At 44.9% G+C, this 18,014-nt stretch carries 14 protein-coding genes; 13 read left to right on the top strand and 1 reads right to left on the bottom strand.

The window, feature by feature from the left end:
* Positions 1–68: 68 nt before the first annotated feature.
* From CGSMWGV1500E_RS03770 to tuf, 11 genes are all read left to right on the top strand, one after another.
* Positions 69–1,703 carry a UDP-N-acetylmuramoyl-tripeptide--D-alanyl-D-alanine ligase gene (locus tag CGSMWGV1500E_RS03770; RefSeq protein ID WP_004127601.1) on the top strand — a complete coding sequence of 545 codons (1,635 nt, stop codon included), beginning with the start codon at positions 69–71 and terminating at the stop codon, positions 1,701–1,703.
* Between the two features lie 31 nt (positions 1,704–1,734).
* Positions 1,735–2,838 (top strand): phospho-N-acetylmuramoyl-pentapeptide-transferase, encoded by a 1,104-nt coding sequence (gene mraY / locus CGSMWGV1500E_RS03775; protein WP_004127598.1) that lies wholly within the window; start codon positions 1,735–1,737, stop codon positions 2,836–2,838.
* A gap of 23 nt (positions 2,839–2,861) precedes the next feature.
* Positions 2,862–4,454 carry a UDP-N-acetylmuramoyl-L-alanine--D-glutamate ligase gene (gene murD / locus CGSMWGV1500E_RS03780; protein ID WP_004127594.1) on the top strand — a complete coding sequence of 531 codons (1,593 nt, stop codon included), beginning with the start codon at positions 2,862–2,864 and terminating at the stop codon, positions 4,452–4,454.
* On the top strand, positions 4,435–5,670 hold the full coding sequence (locus CGSMWGV1500E_RS03785; protein WP_004127591.1) for a peptidoglycan glycosyltransferase FtsW: 1,236 nt from the start codon (positions 4,435–4,437) through the stop codon (positions 5,668–5,670). Before murD ends, CGSMWGV1500E_RS03785 begins: the two co-directional genes overlap by 20 nt.
* Positions 5,671–5,697: 27 nt before the next feature.
* On the top strand, positions 5,698–6,897 hold the full coding sequence (locus CGSMWGV1500E_RS03790; protein WP_004127588.1) for a UDP-N-acetylglucosamine--N-acetylmuramyl-(pentapeptide) pyrophosphoryl-undecaprenol N-acetylglucosamine transferase: 1,200 nt from the start codon (positions 5,698–5,700) through the stop codon (positions 6,895–6,897).
* Positions 6,897–8,474, top strand: a complete 1,578-nt coding sequence (gene murC / locus CGSMWGV1500E_RS03795) for a UDP-N-acetylmuramate--L-alanine ligase (RefSeq protein WP_004127584.1) — start codon at positions 6,897–6,899, stop codon at positions 8,472–8,474. The genes CGSMWGV1500E_RS03790 and murC overlap by 1 nt, the downstream gene beginning before the upstream one ends.
* A gap of 73 nt (positions 8,475–8,547) precedes the next feature.
* Positions 8,548–9,519, top strand: a complete 972-nt coding sequence (locus CGSMWGV1500E_RS03800) for a cell division protein FtsQ/DivIB (RefSeq protein ID WP_004127582.1) — start codon at positions 8,548–8,550, stop codon at positions 9,517–9,519.
* Between the two features lie 304 nt (positions 9,520–9,823).
* Complete coding sequence (rpsL, locus tag CGSMWGV1500E_RS03805; RefSeq protein WP_003813881.1) at positions 9,824–10,195, top strand: 30S ribosomal protein S12; 372 nt, start codon at positions 9,824–9,826, stop codon at positions 10,193–10,195.
* A 3-nt stretch (positions 10,196–10,198) separates the two neighbouring features.
* The gene (gene rpsG, locus CGSMWGV1500E_RS03810) at positions 10,199–10,669 is read left to right on the top strand and encodes a 30S ribosomal protein S7 (RefSeq protein WP_004127577.1); all 471 of its coding nucleotides are present in this window, start codon (positions 10,199–10,201) and stop codon (positions 10,667–10,669) included.
* 42 nt (positions 10,670–10,711) lie between these two features.
* Positions 10,712–12,841 (top strand): elongation factor G, encoded by a 2,130-nt coding sequence (fusA, locus tag CGSMWGV1500E_RS03815; protein ID WP_004127576.1) that lies wholly within the window; start codon positions 10,712–10,714, stop codon positions 12,839–12,841.
* Positions 12,842–13,009: 168 nt separating this feature from the next.
* Positions 13,010–14,209, top strand: a complete 1,200-nt coding sequence (gene tuf, locus CGSMWGV1500E_RS03820) for an elongation factor Tu (protein WP_004127573.1) — start codon at positions 13,010–13,012, stop codon at positions 14,207–14,209.
* A 496-nt stretch (positions 14,210–14,705) separates the two neighbouring features.
* Here tuf and CGSMWGV1500E_RS03825 read toward each other — a convergent pair whose 3' ends face one another.
* Complete coding sequence (locus CGSMWGV1500E_RS03825; RefSeq protein WP_004127567.1) at positions 14,706–15,452, bottom strand: Bax inhibitor-1/YccA family protein; 747 nt, start codon at positions 15,450–15,452, stop codon at positions 14,706–14,708.
* A gap of 172 nt (positions 15,453–15,624) precedes the next feature.
* On the opposite strand from CGSMWGV1500E_RS03825, the gene CGSMWGV1500E_RS03830 reads away from it, so the two are divergent.
* Both CGSMWGV1500E_RS03830 and miaA read left to right on the top strand, forming a co-directional pair.
* On the top strand, positions 15,625–16,467 hold the full coding sequence (locus CGSMWGV1500E_RS03830; protein WP_004127562.1) for a GTP pyrophosphokinase: 843 nt from the start codon (positions 15,625–15,627) through the stop codon (positions 16,465–16,467).
* Positions 16,468–16,987: 520 nt separating this feature from the next.
* Positions 16,988–17,983 (top strand): tRNA (adenosine(37)-N6)-dimethylallyltransferase MiaA, encoded by a 996-nt coding sequence (miaA, locus tag CGSMWGV1500E_RS03835; RefSeq protein ID WP_004127560.1) that lies wholly within the window; start codon positions 16,988–16,990, stop codon positions 17,981–17,983.
* Positions 17,984–18,014: the final 31 nt, after the last annotated feature.

The raw sequence follows: 18,014 nt of genomic DNA, 5'->3' as shown, positions 1-18,014 counted from the left end.
ACTTGGATTTTGGACTTTGGATTTGGGCTTTGAGTGTTTTAAGCATGCGGAGCATTTAGGAGGATTTTATGAGTTGTGATCAAAACCATGAGGCAATTAGTGAAGCGAAGACGCAAAATAGCATGATTCCTATGAGTGTTTTTGAAATTGCTTCTGCAGTCAATGGCACTGTGCATGTTAGTAATCAAAATAATTCCTCTAATACAAAGCAAGAAAACATTACTGCTACATCCGTTTTTACTGATTCTCGTGAAGTTCGTGAAGGATCCGTTTTTGTTGCAATCGCTGGTGAACATGTTGACGGTCACGACTATGTAGAAAACGCTGAAAAATCTGGGGCCGTATTAGCAATTGTTGAGCATTTTGTAAAAGACGTTTATATTACTCAGATTGTTGTTAAAAATTCCGTTGAAGCTTTAGGATTGCTTGCTAAACATAATTTGCAGCGTAGACGCGAATTACAGCAGCCGTTTACAATTGTTGGGATTACTGGTTCTGTTGGAAAAACAACAACTAAAGATATGCTTAAATCATTGCTTAGCACTTTGGGTGAAACTGTTGCTCCTGTTGGATCTTTTAATAACGAAATCGGCTTGCCTTTAACCTCTTTAAAAGTTGGCCCATCTACTAGATTCTTAGTAGCAGAAATGGGTGCTAACCATGTTGGCGAAATTGCGAATTTAACAAAAATTGCTCCGCCAGATATTGCGGTTGTGCTTAAAGTTGGTGTTGCTCACTTGGGGGAGTTTGGTTCAGTTGAGCGCATTGCTCAGGCAAAAAGTGAGATTGTGCAAGGGCTTGTGCCGCATGGTATTGCAGTGTTAAACGCGGACGATTTTAGGGTTTTTGCAATGAGTAATCTTGCAGACAAAGATCATGTTCGTTACTTTGGCAGAAATCTTAAAAATGGTTTGCTTGAATCAGCTCCTAAAAGCGAGTATCAACTTTGTGCGAGTTGCGTAGAACTTGATTCTTTTGGGAAGCCAACTTTTACGCTTAGCGAATACGAAAAATCTTCTGAAAAATCTTCTGAAGATTCTTCTGAATGCATGAATAAAACGCAAGTTCATCTTGCTATACAAGGCGAGCATAATGTTATGAACGCTCTTGCTGCAGCAAATGTTGCTCGCTATTTTGGTATGCCTTTAGAAAATATTGCGGATGTTCTTGGCAAAGTTTCACATATTAGTCCGCATCGCATGCAGCTTAGTACCGTTTCTTATGATGGCAAAGAGTTTACGCTTATTGACGATTCCTTTAATGCTAACCCCGATTCTATGAAAGCTGGACTTGACGGCTTATGCGCTTACGAAAGTAAAGACAATGCAAAGAAGTCTAATGTTTTTAGAATTGCTGTTTTAGGTTCAATGCTTGAACTCGGCAAAAATGAGTGCGAATTGCACGAAAATATTGGCTCATATGCTGCTAAGTCAAATGTTGATGCTGTTATAGCTGTTGGCTCAAAAACGGATTCTGATTTAGACAATTTAGCCCAGTGTATTGTAGACGGCGCTCGCAATTCTTGGGAAAATAAAAAGCTTTCAGCCAATGATGCAGTGCATTTAGCGCATAGCTCTTATGAGGCTAATGAACTTGTTTGGAAGATTGTGGCCGACCATCCGAGTAGTGTTGTGTTATTGAAAGGTTCGCATGCGTCAGGATTAAGTGTGTTGGCTGAACGTTGGGCCAGTATTAATAAGTAGTGCAAACGGAATATAAAACGGAGGTTAAGCGGTGATTGCGCTTATTATCGGAATTGTTGTGTCGCTAGTTGTGACGATTATAGGCACGCCTCTGCTTATTCGTTTGGTGCACCGCTTGCATTATGGGCAGTACATTCGTCAGGATGGTCCGCAATCTCATTTAGTAAAGCGCGGAACTCCAACTATGGGCGGTGTTGTTATTAATCTTGCCGTTGTTGCAGGCTGGGCTGCTTCTGCACTTTACCGTTACATGGCTGTTGGAAGGGCACCTTCCTGGTCTGCCGTTTTAGTGCTTTTTGCCATGCTTTCTATGGGCTTGCTTGGCTTCATTGACGATTTTGCTAAGGTTAGAAAAAAGCAGAATCTTGGTCTTTCTGTGCATGCTAAATTCATTGGGCAGATTGTTTTTGCAAGTATTTACGCTATTCTTGCGTTGCTTCTTCCAACGCAATCCGGTATTGCTAGCGCTCAGCCTGGAATGAGTTTTATTGAGCGACCATTCTTTGATTTTTCAATACTCGGTAAGGGCGTTGGAATTGTTGTGTTTATTATTTGGGTGAATTTCCTAGTTGCTGCATGGTCTAATGCTGTAAATTTGACCGATGGTCTTGATGGCTTAGCTTCTGGCTCTTCTATGATTGCTTTTGCAGGTTACGCTTTGATTGCTTTTTGGGAAAGCTACCATGTGCGCGGCGGCGGTCATTTTGGCTTCTCTTACGCTGTTTCTGATCCTCTTGATTTAACTATTATTTCCGTTTGTGCAGCTGTTGCATGCTTCGGTTTCTTGTGGTTTAATTCCAATCCTGCTCAAGTATTTATGGGAGACACTGGCTCTCTTGCGTTGGGTGGCTTGTTTGCTGCTATTTCTATTGCTACGCACACAGAGTTTTTGGCAGTAATTTTGGGCGGACTATTCGTAATGGAAGCTGCAAGTGATGTTATTCAGGTTGGCTTCTTTAAAGCAACGCATAAACGCGTTTTCAAAATGGCTCCTATTCATCATCATTTTGAATTGCTCGGTTGGACGGAAACGAAGGTTGTTGTGCGTTTTTGGATGATTGAGCTTATGTTTGTTCTTTCTGCGCTTATGATGTTCTACGCGGATTGGGCAGGTCGTTCTGGATTGCTTATTTAATATAAAAATTGGAAGGCTTCAATATGAGTACTCTTAAGAGTTCTGATTCGTCTGTTTCACTATCATCATGCGAGTGCAGTAGCACGTTTACGTTCAAAAATGTTCTTGTTGCAGGCCTCGGTGTTTCTGGACGTGGAGCTGTTGAAGTTTTGCGAGCTGTTGGGTCTAATCCTATAACTGCAGACGAAAAAAAGCCTGAAGCTGATATTCATAATTTTGAAGAAATTAACTGGTCTAAAATAGACGCTGTGGTGACTTCTCCGGTTTTTAATCCGCGTACACCATTTTTGCAAGAAGCTCAATCGCATAATATTCCAGTAATGAGCGAAGTTGAATTAGCGTGGCGTTTGCGCGTTCCTTCTAAGCGCACAAATAAACCTGCTTATTGGATTGGTATTACCGGAACTAATGGCAAAACTTCCACTACAGAAATGACTTCAGCAATGCTAACCGCTTGTGGATTAGATGCTCCAGCTGTGGGAAATATTGGAAAATCTGTTTCTCATGCAGCATTGGAAGCAGATCACGACGCTTTATGTGTTGAATTAAGCTCTTTCCAGTTGCATTTTACTGATTCTTTAGCTCTTGATTGTGCTGCTATTACAAATATTGCTGCCGATCATTTAGATTGGCATGGTGGCATGGAAGCTTATGCTCACGACAAGTCAAAAGTTTTTAATAACGTTCGCAAAGCTTTAGTTTATAATGCTCAAGATGAAAGAGTTAAAGCATTAGCTAAGGCTGCAAAAGTAGCTTCGGGCTGCAAGCGTATTGGATTTACTTTAAGTGAGCCTTCTTTGGGAGAGCTTGGTGTTAAAGACGGTTGGATTGTTGATAACAGCGGTGTTGCTGGAGGAGATCCTGGAGTATTGAAGCGTATTGTTGCTTTACGTGATTTGCGTCATTTATGCGAGCCAGATGGCACAGTTTACCCGCATTTGTTGGCTGACGCTCTTACAGCATTGGCTTTAGCTCTTGGCTTAACTGGAAACGTTGATTCTGCAGTTAGTGCTTTACGCGAGTTTGCTCCAGGCGGGCATCGAATTCAAACTGTTGCAACTTTTAAGGCTCAAGATTGCAATCCTTCGCATTCTATTCGATTCGTTGATGATTCTAAAGCAACTAATGCTCACGCTGCAGCAGCGTCCTTAGCAAGTTTTGCTAATAATTCTGTAGTTTGGATTGCTGGCGGCTTGGCAAAAGGCGGTCATTTTGAAGATTTAATTGCAAACCAACTTCATGTGATTAAAGCAGTTGTTGTTATTGGAGTAGACCAGCGTCCAATTGTTGAAGCTCTTCATAATTCTGCTCCAAATATTCCTGTAACTATTGTTGCTCCAGACGGTTCTAGTACTGAATCGTATAATGGTATTGACGATGCGGTTTGCGAGCGAATTGAGCATAATTCACTTATAAATGCTGATTCTTCATTCGGTGAAGCTGTTATGCAAAAAACTGTAGAAGCTGCCGGGCGTTACGCTAAGCCTGGTGATGTTGTGCTTCTTGCTCCAGCATGTGCTTCTATGGATCAATTCGTTTCGTATGCTGATCGTGGAAATCGCTTTGCTGAAGAATCTCAACGATGGGTACACAATCATGGTATTAAACAACAATAAGCCGATTAAGTGGTTGCGCTCATTAGTGCACAAAAAAAGTGGTGAAGATCAAGGCCAAGATTTAGCGCTTAAGCATTATCTTGGATGGAAAAGTTTAACAAATCCTCTGTGGTGCTTATACGGAATGAGAATATCGGTAATTATTTTATCGATATTTGGCTTATTTATGGTATTTTCTAGCTCTTCGGTAACAATGATTACTTACGGAGTTGCACCTTGGGGGCAGGGTATAAACCAAACTCTTTACTGCATTTTGGGCATGATTGGCTATATTTTTGCTTCTCGCGTGCCTGTTTCGTACTACAGAAAATATGTTGCGATTATTTATGCTGTTGCGGCCGTAGCTCAGTTTTTAACCTTTGTGCCAGGTTTGCGTCGAGAGGTTAATGGTAACGCGGGATGGATTGCTGTTGGCCCTATTACTTTGCAACCTGCAGAAATCACAAAACTATCTTTGTGTATTTGGCTTCCAATCGCACTTCTTGCCGCAAAAGAAGCTTATAAGCGTGTTCAAATGCGAGCCTATATTCCCGCCGCATCCGGATTAGGCGTATCTTTGCTTCTAGTTATTGCCGGTAAAGATCTTGGTACTGCTTTAATTATTATTCTTATTGCTCTTATAGCTTTCTATTTAGGTGGATTTCCAACCAAATGGCTTGTTGGAAGCATATTTATTGCTTGCATAATGGTTGCTCTTTTGGTTTTAACAAGTCAAAATCGTATGCGAAGAATTCTCGCAACATTGCACGGTTGCGACGCTAAAGCAGCTAAAGGCGTGTGCTTCCAAGCAATTCACGCACAATACGCAATGGCTTCCGGAGGACTCTTAGGCGTTGGTATTGGTAACTCGCGCGAAAAATGGAATTATTTACCTTACGCTCATAACGATTTTATTTTTGCAATTATTGGCGAAGAAATGGGATTTTTGGTTGCGGCTGCAGTAGTTATTTTGTACATAATAATCGGCTGGTGCATGCTTTCTTCCGCGCTTCAAGCAAAATCTAAGTTTATTTCAATAACTTTAATGTGCATAGCAACGTGGATTGTAGGTCAAGGCTTAGTTAATATTCTTGTAGTAGTGCAACTATTGCCGGTTATGGGAGTTCCTATGCCGTTTGTGTCTGCAGGCGGATCTTCGCTTGTTATGTGTTTGGTTGCAGTAGGAGTCGCTGATGGTCTTATGCGAGCAAACCCACAGCTTAAAATGGAAAAATAGTAGCACAATTGAAGAATCGGGGAAATAATGAATCAAACTAATGCTAATCAGAAAGAAGTGCATATTGTGCTTGCAGGAGGGGGAACTGCAGGACATGTTAATCCACTACTTTCTGTTGCGGACGCATTAAAACGTATGGAACCAAACGCTCATATTAGCGTAATTGGTACAGCTGTTGGATTGGAAAAAGATCTTGTTCCAGAAGCAGGATACGAACTTGACACTATAGAAAAAGTGCCTTTTCCTAGAAAACCAAATCTTGACGCACTAAAATTCCCTTTGCGTTGGATTAAAGAAACGCGCAAAGTTCAAAATATTTTATTAAAACGAAAGGCAGATATTGTAGTTGGCTTCGGCGGCTACGCTTCTGCTCCAGTCTATTTTAAAGCTCATTCTAAGCATATTCCTATTGTGATTCACGAGCAGAACGCTAAAGCCGGAATGGCAAATAAACTAGGCGCTAAATGGGCTGAAGAAATAGGAACTGTGTACAATACCACTGGTTTGCGCGCAAAAAACGGTGTTGAAGCAAAAAGAGTAGGATTGCCGCTTCGCCCTGCTATTTCTACATTGTGCAAAAAACTAGAAGAAGATAGAGGATCGGCTGCAGTCGAAGGAGCTTGCAAGCTTGGATTAGATCCAAAGCGACCAATTATTTTGGTAACTGGAGGCTCTTTAGGAGCAAAAAGCATTAATCTGGCTGTGGCTCAAGCTTCTAAAGAAATTTTGCAGCATGCTCAAGTCATACATTTAACTGGTCGCGCAAAAGCGGAAGAAGTGCGAAGCATAGTTGCAAAGCAAGTAGGTGAATCGCAAATAAACGATATTAATCCAAATCATGCTGGATTAGGTGATTATCATATTGCGGAATATTTAGAGCGTATTGACTGGGCTTTTGCTTGTGCAGACTTGGTTATTTGCAGGGCTGGAGCTGGAACTGTTGCCGAAATTTCCGCTTTAGGATTGCCTGCAGTTTATGTGCCGCTTCCTATTGGTAACGGTGAGCAGCGTTTTAATGCTGAGCCGGTTGTAAAAGCTGGCGGTGCGGTTATGGTAAACGATTGCGATTTTAGCGCTCAATGGTTAAATCTTGAAGGAATAGCTTTATTAGAAGATAGTAAGCGTTTGCAAAATATGCGAAAAGAATCATGGAATTATGGTATTCGTAACGCGGCAGACGTTATGGCAAAGCGTATTCTTGAAATCGCAAAAGGAAGCAGAAAATAATGTCGAATGTTAATAATAATGCGGATTTGCTATGCTCTAAAATCACTCTAAATCCAATAAAAGCTGCATTTGAAGATTCTAAAAACGCATCCACTCTTGGAAGAGTGCATTTTATTGGCATTGGTGGAGCAGGAATGAGTGTTCTTGCGGAAATGCTTCACGAAGAAGGCGTAAGTGTTAGCGGATGCGACCGCGAAGAAAACGATCACACAAAGCGTTTGGAAGAATTAGGTATTTCGGTAGAAATTGGTCAAAACGCTTCTCATGTTGAGAGTGCAGATGTGCTTGTGTATTCAAGCGCAATTAAGCCGAATAATCCAGAAATTGTGGCAGCTTACGCCAATGGTGTAAAACTCGTGCATAGAAGCGATATTCTTGCGCTACTTCTTGCCTCAAAAACTGGGGTTACTGTTGCAGGAGCTCACGGTAAAACAACTACAAGCTCGCTTCTTTCTCACATACTAAGCGTTGCTGGAACTGGAGAACTTTCAGATCCAAGCTACGCGATTGGCGGATCAATACAGGCTGCAGATGGCACTGTTATTGATGGCGGTCATGCAGGTAAGGGAAGCGTTATGGTTGCTGAAGCTGACGAATCAGACGGAAGCTTTGAAAAATATCGCCCGAGTATTGCAATCGTAACAAATGCTGAAGCGGATCACTTAGATCATTACGGTTCTAGCGAACGTTACCGTGAAGCTTTTGTTGAGCACGTAAGTCACGCTATTGATCACGTAATAATTTGCGCTGATGACGAAGGTGCTAGAAAAGTTCTTGAAAAAATGTCGGATGAAACTTTGCGCGCAACAATTGCTTACGGTGCTTACGATTCGTGGGCTTCAACTAGCGCTCGCGTGCAAAATTTGGCGCAGTTTGCTGGTATTAAGCATGAAAGCGAGCAGGCTGTAAGTGGGCGAGAAGTATTTACGCTTGTTTTGCCTGGTAATATTGCTGGAAATATTGCCGGAAATGCTGGAAAAATAGAGGATTCAGTAAGCTTAGAAGTTAGTTTGTTAATTCCAGGATTGCACAATGCGCGTAACGCTTCGGCTGCTATTATTGCTGCAGTATTGCTTGGAATGAAGCCGGAAGATGCGGCTCGTGGTGCTCAAAGTTTTAGGGGAGCTTCTAGGAGATTTGATATTCGAGGATGCGTTAACGGTGTTACTGTTGTTGACGATTATGCGCATCATCCAACGGAAATTGAAGCTTTACTTCGTGCTGCTAGAAGACGCTATACTTCAGCGAAATTGCGTGTGCTGTTCCAGCCGCATTTGTTCTCTAGGACTCGTGCTTTTGCCAGTGAGTTTGCTAATGCTTTGGCTTTGGCTGACGATGTGATTGTTACTGGCATTTTTCCAGCTCGCGAAAAGCAGGAAGATTTTCCTAATATTCATGCAGAAACTATTGTTGAGGCTGCAAAATCGCAGAATCTTAATGTACAAATTGAGGCTGTGGAAAATATGCGTGAGGCTGCGTTGAAACTGGCTGCGCGCGCAAAATTCGGAGATGTTCTTCTTACTGTTGGTGCTGGAAGTATTACTGATATGACGTCTGTTATGCTAGAAGCATTGTAAAAATAATTTGCGAAGTAGTAAGAAATATCTGCTAGTCTTTAGGAAACTTAAACTTCACGAAGAAAGGAGCGGTATGGGTCGCGTGATTGTTAGTAAATCAAATGATTCTTCTGAAAATAAGCCGCATCCTCGCACTGTTAAAAGCCTTAATTTAGCAGATACGAATCCTAATCGCGAAGAAAAGCATCAAGGCAAATTTGTTGATGCTAGGCGCTTGCCAGGTCTTGACTTCATAAAGAAAACGTTAAGTCAAACTTCTGGATCTTTTGGAATGATGACTCGTCCTAGAATTGTCAATTTCAAAGAGCGTTTAAAAGAACGTAAGTCCGCTTATTTGAAGTTTACGTTTAAACGTGTTTTAACTGTGATGGCTGTTATTGCAGTTCTTGCTTCGCTTTTATGGCTTCTATTTTTCTCACCGGTATTTCGTCTTCAACTAGACGATATTACTATTTCTGGTTCTAACGAATGGGTGAGTGAGCAGAAAATCGAATCGATAGCATCTACTCAAGTAGACAAATCGCTATTTTTGGTGTCTTCGCAAGAAGTAATTGGTCAGCTTAAAGATATTCCTGGCGTAACCGAAGCCAAAGTCACTAAAAATTTCCCACATAGTTTACAAATTACAGTGCGAGCTCAGCGTCCTGCAGCAATGCTTAAAACTCGCGAAAGCAGTAAGCTTACAGCTGTGGATGCAAAGGGTAGAGTTTTGAATGCCGTAGCGCAGGCATCTATTAAAGGTATTCCAGTAATCGAAGTAGGGGATATTCAACGAAGTCTAAACAATAGAGCCGTTCTTGAAGCTGTAAAAATCGTAAGCTCGCTGCCGGAATCAATGCGTGCCAGAGTTACAAAAGTTAGTGCAAAAACGCAGGATTCTGTTGAAACGGAACTTGGTGACGTAAAGCGAACTATTGTTTGGGGAAATTCTTCGCAAATTGAATTAAAAAAGGCTATTGTTGCTAAAATTATTGACGATCCAAGCAAAATAGGAGATAAACATAGGCTTGATGTTTCGGCTCCTGTACGACCAATTCTTAAGTAGATTTTGCTTTGATTCTGGTTTGATTCTGGTTTGATTCTGCTTTTGAGATTTAATTAGTAGCATTGTCAAGGTTTTGTGTATAATAGTAATTCGTGTGTGCCAACGGCATGCCTTATGTGATAGGCGTGTAGGTTGGGATATCCCAAGTGCCAAAGATAGTGCGCAGTAATGCGTGGCTGGAGGCGCAAGGGCCATCGGGCCGGTGGACTGTGGCTTTTACTCTTTTAACCGATTCAGGTTTAAGGTGTGCTGCAGTGTGGCGGTTTCACCAAACAGAACATATCAATGAATCGGAGAACTTAAGTTGCCTACGATTGAACAACTCGTCCGTAAGGGACGTCAGGCCAAGCCTAAGAAGTCAAAGACTTTGGCCTTGAAAGGTAGCCCGTTGCGTCGTGGCGTGTGCACCCGTGTGTACACCACCACTCCTAAGAAGCCAAATTCCGCGCTTCGTAAGGTTGCTCGTGTGCGCCTCAGCTCGGGTATTGAAGTAACCGCCTATATTCCAGGCGAAGGCCATAACTTGCAGGAGCACTCCATTGTGCTTGTGCGCGGTGGCCGTGTGAAGGATCTCCCAGGTGTGCGTTACCACATCGTGCGTGGCGCGCTCGATACCCAGGGTGTCAAGGACCGCAAGCAGGGTCGTTCCCTGTATGGAGCAAAGAAGGCGAAGTAAAACATGTCACGTAAAGGACCTGCAAAAAAGCATCAGTTGCTTCCTGATCCAATCTACGGCTCGACCGTCGTGGCTCAGTTGATTAACAAAATCCTTCTCGATGGTAAGAAGTCCATCGCAGAAAACATCGTCTACACCGCTCTTGAGCAGGTGAAGGCTAAGACCGAGCAGGAGCCAGTTTCTGTTTTGAAGCGCGCTCTCGATAATATTCGTCCAAGCCTCGAGGTTCGTTCCCGCCGCGTTGGTGGCGCAACCTACCAGGTTCCAGTCGAAGTTAAGCCTGCTCGTGCAAACACATTGTCCCTTCGCTGGCTTACTGACTTCTCTCGCGTTCGTCGTGAGAAGACAATGGCTGAGCGTTTGGCCAACGAAATTCTCGATGCCTCCAATGGCTTGGGTGCTTCCGTGAAGCGCCGCGAGGATACCCACAAGATGGCAGAAGCAAACAAGGCTTTTGCTCACTATCGCTGGTAATCCACAAGATAATCGGTATCTTAAAGAGCTAAGGATAAGAATATGGCACAAGATGTGCTTAACGACCTGAATATGGTTCGTAACATCGGCATCATGGCGCACATCGATGCTGGTAAGACTACTACAACCGAACGTATTCTTTACTACACTGGTAAGAATTACAAGATCGGTGAAACTCATGATGGTGCTTCTACCATGGACTTCATGGCTCAGGAGCAGGAACGCGGTATTACTATTCAGTCTGCTGCAACCACCTGCTTCTGGAAGCGTCAGACTCACGACGTTGATGACCGCTATCAGATCAACATCATCGATACCCCAGGCCACGTTGACTTCACCGCTGAGGTGGAACGTTCCCTTCGTGTTCTCGACGGTGCTGTTGCAGTCTTCGATGGTAAGGAAGGCGTGGAGCCTCAGTCTGAAACCGTGTGGCGTCAGGCAGATAAGTACAGCGTTCCACGTATTTGCTTCATCAACAAGATGGATAAGCTTGGCGCAGACTTCTACTACTCCGTCAAGACCATCAAGGAGAAGCTCGGCGCAACTCCACTCGTTATTCAGCTTCCAATCGGTGCTGAAAACGACTTCACTGGCGTTGTTGACTTGATTCGTATGAAGGCTTACGTCTGGAATGACGTTAAGGACGATATGGGTGCTCACTACGACACCGTTGACATTCCTGCAGATTTGCAGGATCGTGCAGAAGAGTATCGTGCTGAACTCATGGATCAGGTTGCTGAAGCTGACGACGAATTGGTTGAGAAGTATCTCGAAACTGGCGAACTTACTGAAGAAGAAATGCGCGCTGGTATTCGTAAGCTTACAATCGAACGCAAAGCCTTCCCTGTAACCTGCGGTTCTGCATTCAAGGATAAGGGCGTTCAGCCAATGCTGGATGCTGTTGTTGACTTCCTTCCAAGCCCAGAGGATGTTCCATCCATTAAGGGCTTCAAGCCAGGCGACGAGTCCGTTGAAATTGACCGCAAGCCAGTGAACACCGATCCATTTGCAGCTTTGGTATTCAAGATTTCCACCCATCCGTTCTACGGCAAGCTCGTGTTCGTGCGCGTTTACTCTGGCGAAGTTAAGCCAGGCGATTCCGTGTACGATTCCACCAAGTCCAAGAAGGAACGCGTTGGCAAGATCTTCCAGATGCATGCTGATAAGGAAAATCCTGTAGATTCCGCAGAAGCTGGTAACATCTACACCTTCGTTGGTTTGAAGAACGTCAGCACTGGTGATACCTTGTGCGACGAGAAGAACCCAATTTCCTTGGAATCCATGACCTTCCCAGATCCTGTTATCGAGGTGGCTGTGGAACCAAAGACGAAGGCTGATCAGGAAAAGATGAGCTTGGCTTTGGCTAAGCTTTCTGACGAGGATCCTACCTTCCAGGTTAAGACCGATGAGGAATCTGGTCAGACTTTGATTTCCGGTATGGGTGAGCTTCAGCTTGACATTATCGTTGATCGTATGCGCCGCGAGTTCAAGGTCGAAGCGAATGTTGGTAAGCCACAGGTTGCTTACCGCGAAACTATTCGCAAGGCTGTTATGAACCAGGAATACACTCACAAGAAGCAGACCGGTGGTTCTGGTCAGTTCGCAAAGGTTTTGATGAACTTCGAGCCTCTCGACACAGAATCTGGCGAAACTTATCAGTTCGTCAACGAAGTTACCGGCGGCCATATCACCAAGGAATTCATTCCTTCCATCGACTCAGGTGTGCAGGAAGCTATGGAATCCGGCGTGTTGGCTGGCTTCCCAGTTGTGGGCGTAAAAGCAACCGTCACCGACGGTCAGACTCACGATGTCGATTCTTCGGAAATGGCCTTCAAGATTGCAGGTTCCATGTGCTTCAAGGAAGCTGCACCAAAGGCTAATCCGGTAATTCTCGAACCAATTATGGCAGTCGAAGTCCGTACTCCAGAAGAGTACATGGGCGATGTCATGGGCGATTTGAACTCTCGCCGCGGTAACATCCAGTCTATGACTGATGCAACCGGCGTTAAGGTTATTGACGCAAAGGTGCCGCTGAGCGAAATGTTCGGCTACATCGGCGATCTTCGTTCCAAGACTCAGGGCCGCGCAATGTTCACCATGCAGATGGACTCTTACGCAGAGGTCCCGAAGGCTGTTTCGGACGAGATTATTAAGGCTCAGCGCGGCGAATAAAGCGCACGCTACTTCGGTGTTTTCTGTCCCCGGTCAACGCTAGAATTTCTACGTTGACTGGGTTCTGGCACCGAAGTGGCACCTAACCCAGAAACCCAGTAAATATGTAGCGAAAGACTTTACACATTCGTGTGAAGCAAACTACGAGACGTCCAGGAGGACAAACACATGGCAAAGGAAAAGTACGAGCGTACTAAGCCGCATGTCAACATTGGTACCATTGGTCACGTTGATCACGGCAAGACTACTCTGACCGCGGCTATCTCCAAGGTGCTGCACAGCGAATATCCTGATTTGAACCCTCAGTATGACTTCGATCAGATTGATGCCGCTCCAGAAGAGAAGGAACGCGGTATTACCATCAACATCGCACACATCGAGTACCAGACCGCTGAGCGTCACTACGCTCACGTGGACGCTCCAGGCCACGCTGATTACGTTAAGAACATGATCACCGGTGCTGCTCAGATGGATGGCGCAATCCTCGTGGTTGCTGCTACCGATGGTCCTATGGCTCAGACCCGTGAGCACGTTTTGCTCGCTAAGCAGGTCGGTGTCCCGAAGATCCTCGTTGCTTTGAACAAGTGCGATATGGTTGATGACCCAGAGCTTATTGACCTCGTTGAAGAAGAGGTTCGTGATCTCCTCGAAGAAAACGGCTTCGATCGCGACTGCCCAGTCATCCGCACCTCTGCATACGGTGCTTTGCACGATGACGCTCCAGATCACGACAAGTGGGTAGAGACCGTCAAGGAACTCATGAAGGCTGTTGACGAGTACATTCCAACCCCAACTCACGATCTTGACAAGCCATTCTTGATGCCAATCGAAGATGTGTTCACCATCTCCGGTCGTGGTACCGTGGTTACCGGTCGTGTTGAGCGTGGTAAGCTCCCAATCAACACCCCAGTGGAGATTGTTGGCTTGCGTCCAACCCAGACCACCACCGTTACCTCCATCGAGACCTTCCACAAGCAGATGGATGAGGCCGAAGCTGGCGATAACACTGGTCTTCTTCTCCGTGGTATCAACCGTACCGACGTTGAGCGTGGCCAGGTTGTGGCTGCTCCAGGTTCTGTGACCCCACACACCAAGTTCGAAGGCGAAGTTTACGTCTTGACTAAGGACGAAGGTGGCCGTCACTCGCCGTTCTTCTCCAACTACCGCCCACAGTTCTACTTCCGCACCACCGACGTCACCGGCGTTATCACCTTGCCAGACGGCGTTGAGATGGTTCAGCCAGGCGATCACGCAACATTCACTGTTGAGTTGATCCAGGCCATCGCAATGGAAGAGGGCTTGACCTTCGCAGTTCGTGAAGGTGGCCGTACCGTTGGTTCCGGTCGTGTGACCAAGATTCTTGCCTAGTATTTTCTTAACTGAAAGTATTAGCTAAGGCTTAACAAAGACCCCGCGAGGAAACTCGTGGGGTCTTTTGTTGTATTCGCGCGCACAATGCTGGGGTTATATGCCCAAAGTGGGTAAAGCTAAGCTGATGAATATTATGTGGTATAAGCCGCAGCTCAAATACTGTTACTAACGCAGTCAACGAACTGAGGGAGTAACAGTCATGAGACATTCGTGCAGCGCGAAGGCAATTCGGAGCGCCGAGCTTGCTCAAGTTGAAAGCACAGTGTGCTTTCAACTTGAGCTCAGTAGCGAGCGCGTTACTCGCGCAGTATGTCAACTGCGTCAGTAACGAAAAAGCGAGTCTATCTGTTACCCGCGCAGAGTGCCGACTGCGTCAGTAACGAAAAAACGCGAGTTTCGTAAGCGAGCGCCTATATCGCTAGCGCATACTGCGCATAATAAAAACCCTGCCGAACGAATCAGCAGGGTTTTTGTGTTTAGAAAATCAGAACTACTAGTCTCTATTATCTCCAAGCAGCTGCAGCAAATAGATGAACATGTTAATGAAGTCCAAATAAAGCTGGAAAGCGCAGAAAATCGACAGTTTCTTAACCATTTCCGGCTGATTTGCGTACTGTTCAAGAAGCGCGCGAGTTGATTGCGCATCATAAGCAGTAAGACCAGCAAAAATAAGAACTCCAATAGCTGCAACAATTCGCAATACGCCTGCACCAGGAGCGACGAACATCAAAATAACTTGCGTAATAACTAACGCAATAAGCGCAACCATAAGAATTGGTCCAGCTTTAAGTAGATTCATCTTCGTAGTCAGCGCGAGCATAGTCAAGCAAAGGAAGAATCCTGCTGTTAATGCAAATACGAGCGCAATCGAACCTAAGCTAAACACCATAAAAATCGTGCTGAGTGTAAAACCAGTCAGCGCCGAATAAGCGTAAAACATAACTCGCGCTGTAGTAGTGCTCATTTTCATGATGCGAGTGCCCATAAAAATAGATATGATAATTTGAGCGCCGATTAGCAAAATCCAGCCCCAGCCGTGAGTTGCGATCATAAATTGCGTGAATAAATTACTGCTTTGCGTAAACATTGCAACCAGTGCAGTCACAGCAAGACCAATCGTCATTTCGCCGTAAGTGCGACCTACAGAAATTCTTTTTGCTTTTTCAAAAGCGTAAGTAGCATTAGTGTCGATTACTTCAGGAGCGCCTGTTCCGTAATAATCTTGCGTAAAGTTTGTCATTATTTCTCCTTAACAGCTATGAAATAAAACGCTGTCAAGACAACGTTCTCATAGTATTTTAGCTGACGCATCTTAAAAAATGCTAAAAATTGTAACGTAATTTAGTACGTTTGCACAAATAGACTATAGATTAACCTACAGTTTAGCAGTTTCTCGAGTATTATAGAAAGACGTGATACTTGATCGTCATAATCGCGTAAACGCAGCAGAATTGTACGCCCGCCTTCACAGCAACGAAGCAATTAGTGAGCAGGGCGTAGAAAACAATACCTATATAGATACCAATACAAATACGCACGAGCAACACGAACACGAGCACGCTTCGCATAATTGCCCAAACTGCGGCAAATCCAACTCCCCAATGCTGCCGGAAGATCAAATCGACGAATTCGTAAACATGATGCAAGTTTACGAAGGCGCAATGTACGAAATAAGCACAAAGCTTGAGATTCTCGACAGCGAATTCCAGGTGCGCTTCTCTCATGACCCAATTCACCACATGGAGCGCAGACTTAAATCGGTCCACTCTATTTTTGAAAAGCTGCAGCGCCGTAATCTGGAAATTTCTACGCGCTCTATACGCGACAATCTTTTCGACGTTGCTGGCATTCGCGTAATCTGCAATTATTGCGACGACGTGTACTCCGTAGCTCAGTACCTTTCTAAACAAACAGATATTCAGGTGCTGCGAGTCAAGGATTATATTAAAAATCCTAAGCAGAACGGATACCGCAGTTTGCACGTGATTTACGCCGTGCCTGTATTCTTGTCGTCGGGCGCGCATTATACGCCGGTTGAGGTGCAGTTCCGCACAATTGCAATGGATTATTGGGCTAGTTTGGAGCATGCTTTGCGATATAAGTCCGGTTTGCCGGACGCAAAGTTGGCCGAGCACTCGCAGACTTTGCTTGATTGCGCACGCAGTTTGCAAAATATTGAGGCGCAGATGCAGGGCATTCACCGCGATATTAACGGCGCTCCTCGCGCTGAAGAAGCACCAAATAGCAGGGCGTAAGAATAGTTTCAGCAGCCACGGGATTACATCTTAATTGTGTGTTATTCAGTTGTGTGGATATTCGTGTGGTGAGATTTGAGATTTTTCGCACTAAACAAACTATAAAAATAGATAGTCGCACCCACCCGCAGCTTAATTGCGCGACTTTAGTTGCACTTAGTAAACCACGCACTTTGCGTAACAAACTTAACGAGTTTATGAGTTTTGTGTTGCGGTTTAATGTGTTGAGAGGCTGGAAAAATTGTGTTCAGTGCTAAAAGAGGACTGAGGAAGCAACATTGTTAAATGATAGGCGAACACAATAGAATGCTTTAACAGTTAAGGCGACGAAGGACGGGACGCACGCAAACACAAATTTTCTAGCCTCGTCAAAACCGAAAAACTAAATCAGTTACAAAACTCATAGACGAGACCCAAGAATATCGAAAATAAACTCGCGCCACAGCAAACAAATTGTAATATAAACTATAATATTTAGATGAATATTCATTGAAAGCGTGACGTGTTGAAGGAGCGTGACGTGGCGGAAAATAAGCAGAATCACGTGCCGAAAGTGATCTCAATCGTAGGCCCTACAGCTTCCGGCAAAACAGGTCTTGGTATTGCGCTGGCAAAAAAACTAGCTGAACGCGGCGTGCGCGCGGAAATCATCAATGCAGATGCGTATCAAATGTACCGGCATATGGATATTGGTACAGCGAAGGCGAGTGCTCAGGAACAGGCGGAAGTGCCGCATCATTTGCTGGATATTATCGATCCAGAGGAGACTATGACCGTAGCGCGTTTTCAAGATCTTGCGAGAAAGTGCATTCGTGAGTTGCAGTCGCGCGGAGTGCGGCCGATTTTAGTTGGCGGTTCCGGATTATATGCGCGCGCTGCCGTGGATGATATTACTTTTCCGGGTACGGATGCGACTATTCGTGCGGCTTTGGAGGAGCGCGAGCGAAAAGAGGGTGCGGGTGCGCTGTTTGATGAGTTGAAGCAAAAGGATCCCATTGCTGCAGCTAATATGGATGCGCGCAATCCTCGCCGCACAATTCGCGCGCTTGAAGTGATTGAGCTTACCGGAAAGCCTTATTCTGCAACGCTTCCAAAGTACAAGTATGTGGTTGATTGCCTGCAAATTGGTTTGGATTTGCGTCGTGAGGATTTGGATAAGCGTGTGAATTTGCGTACGCAGTTGATGCGCGAGCAGGGTTTTGTGGACGAAGTGCGCACAATTCGAGGGAGATTGGGTGTTACTGCAGCTCGTGCGCTCGGATACCAGCAGATTATGGATTATTTGGATGGTGTGTGGAGCGAGGACGATGCTTTTGAGGATATTGCGCAGAAGACTCGTCGACTTGCGCGCAAGCAGATGGGTTGGTTTGGGCGAGATGCGCGCATTCACTGGTTGGATGCTATGCGTCCGGATCTTGCGGATGCTGCTATGGCGTTGGTTGATGCTGCAGATGCGGGGGAGTTTGACGACGAAGACTCTGGTGCTACTCAGCATCATCTTGGATTTGTGCAGTAAATTACGTGTCTAAAACGAAAGTCGACCTAAA

This window comes from Gardnerella vaginalis 1500E, assembly GCF_000263595.1.
GTDB classification, from domain to species: Bacteria; Actinomycetota; Actinomycetes; order Actinomycetales; family Bifidobacteriaceae; genus Bifidobacterium; species Bifidobacterium vaginale_E.
The sequence above is the reverse complement of the archived record's forward strand: the minus strand, read 5'-3'. Positions and strand labels throughout refer to the sequence as shown.

What these genes read in the sequence shown, in the direction of transcription:
- CGSMWGV1500E_RS03825 (WP_004127567.1), bottom strand. Translation starts at nt 15,452, where the DNA reads ATGACAAACTTTACGCAAGATTATTACGGAACAGGCGCTCCTGAAGTA.
- CGSMWGV1500E_RS03770 (WP_004127601.1), top strand. Translation starts at nt 69, where the DNA reads ATGAGTTGTGATCAAAACCATGAGGCAATTAGTGAAGCGAAGACGCAA.
- murC (WP_004127584.1), top strand. Translation starts at nt 6,897, where the DNA reads ATGTCGAATGTTAATAATAATGCGGATTTGCTATGCTCTAAAATCACT.
- rpsG (WP_004127577.1), top strand. Translation starts at nt 10,199, where the DNA reads ATGTCACGTAAAGGACCTGCAAAAAAGCATCAGTTGCTTCCTGATCCA.
- fusA (WP_004127576.1), top strand. Translation starts at nt 10,712, where the DNA reads ATGGCACAAGATGTGCTTAACGACCTGAATATGGTTCGTAACATCGGC.
- CGSMWGV1500E_RS03790 (WP_004127588.1), top strand. Translation starts at nt 5,698, where the DNA reads ATGAATCAAACTAATGCTAATCAGAAAGAAGTGCATATTGTGCTTGCA.
- CGSMWGV1500E_RS03800 (WP_004127582.1), top strand. Translation starts at nt 8,548, where the DNA reads ATGGGTCGCGTGATTGTTAGTAAATCAAATGATTCTTCTGAAAATAAG.
- tuf (WP_004127573.1), top strand. Translation starts at nt 13,010, where the DNA reads ATGGCAAAGGAAAAGTACGAGCGTACTAAGCCGCATGTCAACATTGGT.
- CGSMWGV1500E_RS03785 (WP_004127591.1), top strand. Translation starts at nt 4,435, where the DNA reads ATGGTATTAAACAACAATAAGCCGATTAAGTGGTTGCGCTCATTAGTG.
- murD (WP_004127594.1), top strand. Translation starts at nt 2,862, where the DNA reads ATGAGTACTCTTAAGAGTTCTGATTCGTCTGTTTCACTATCATCATGC.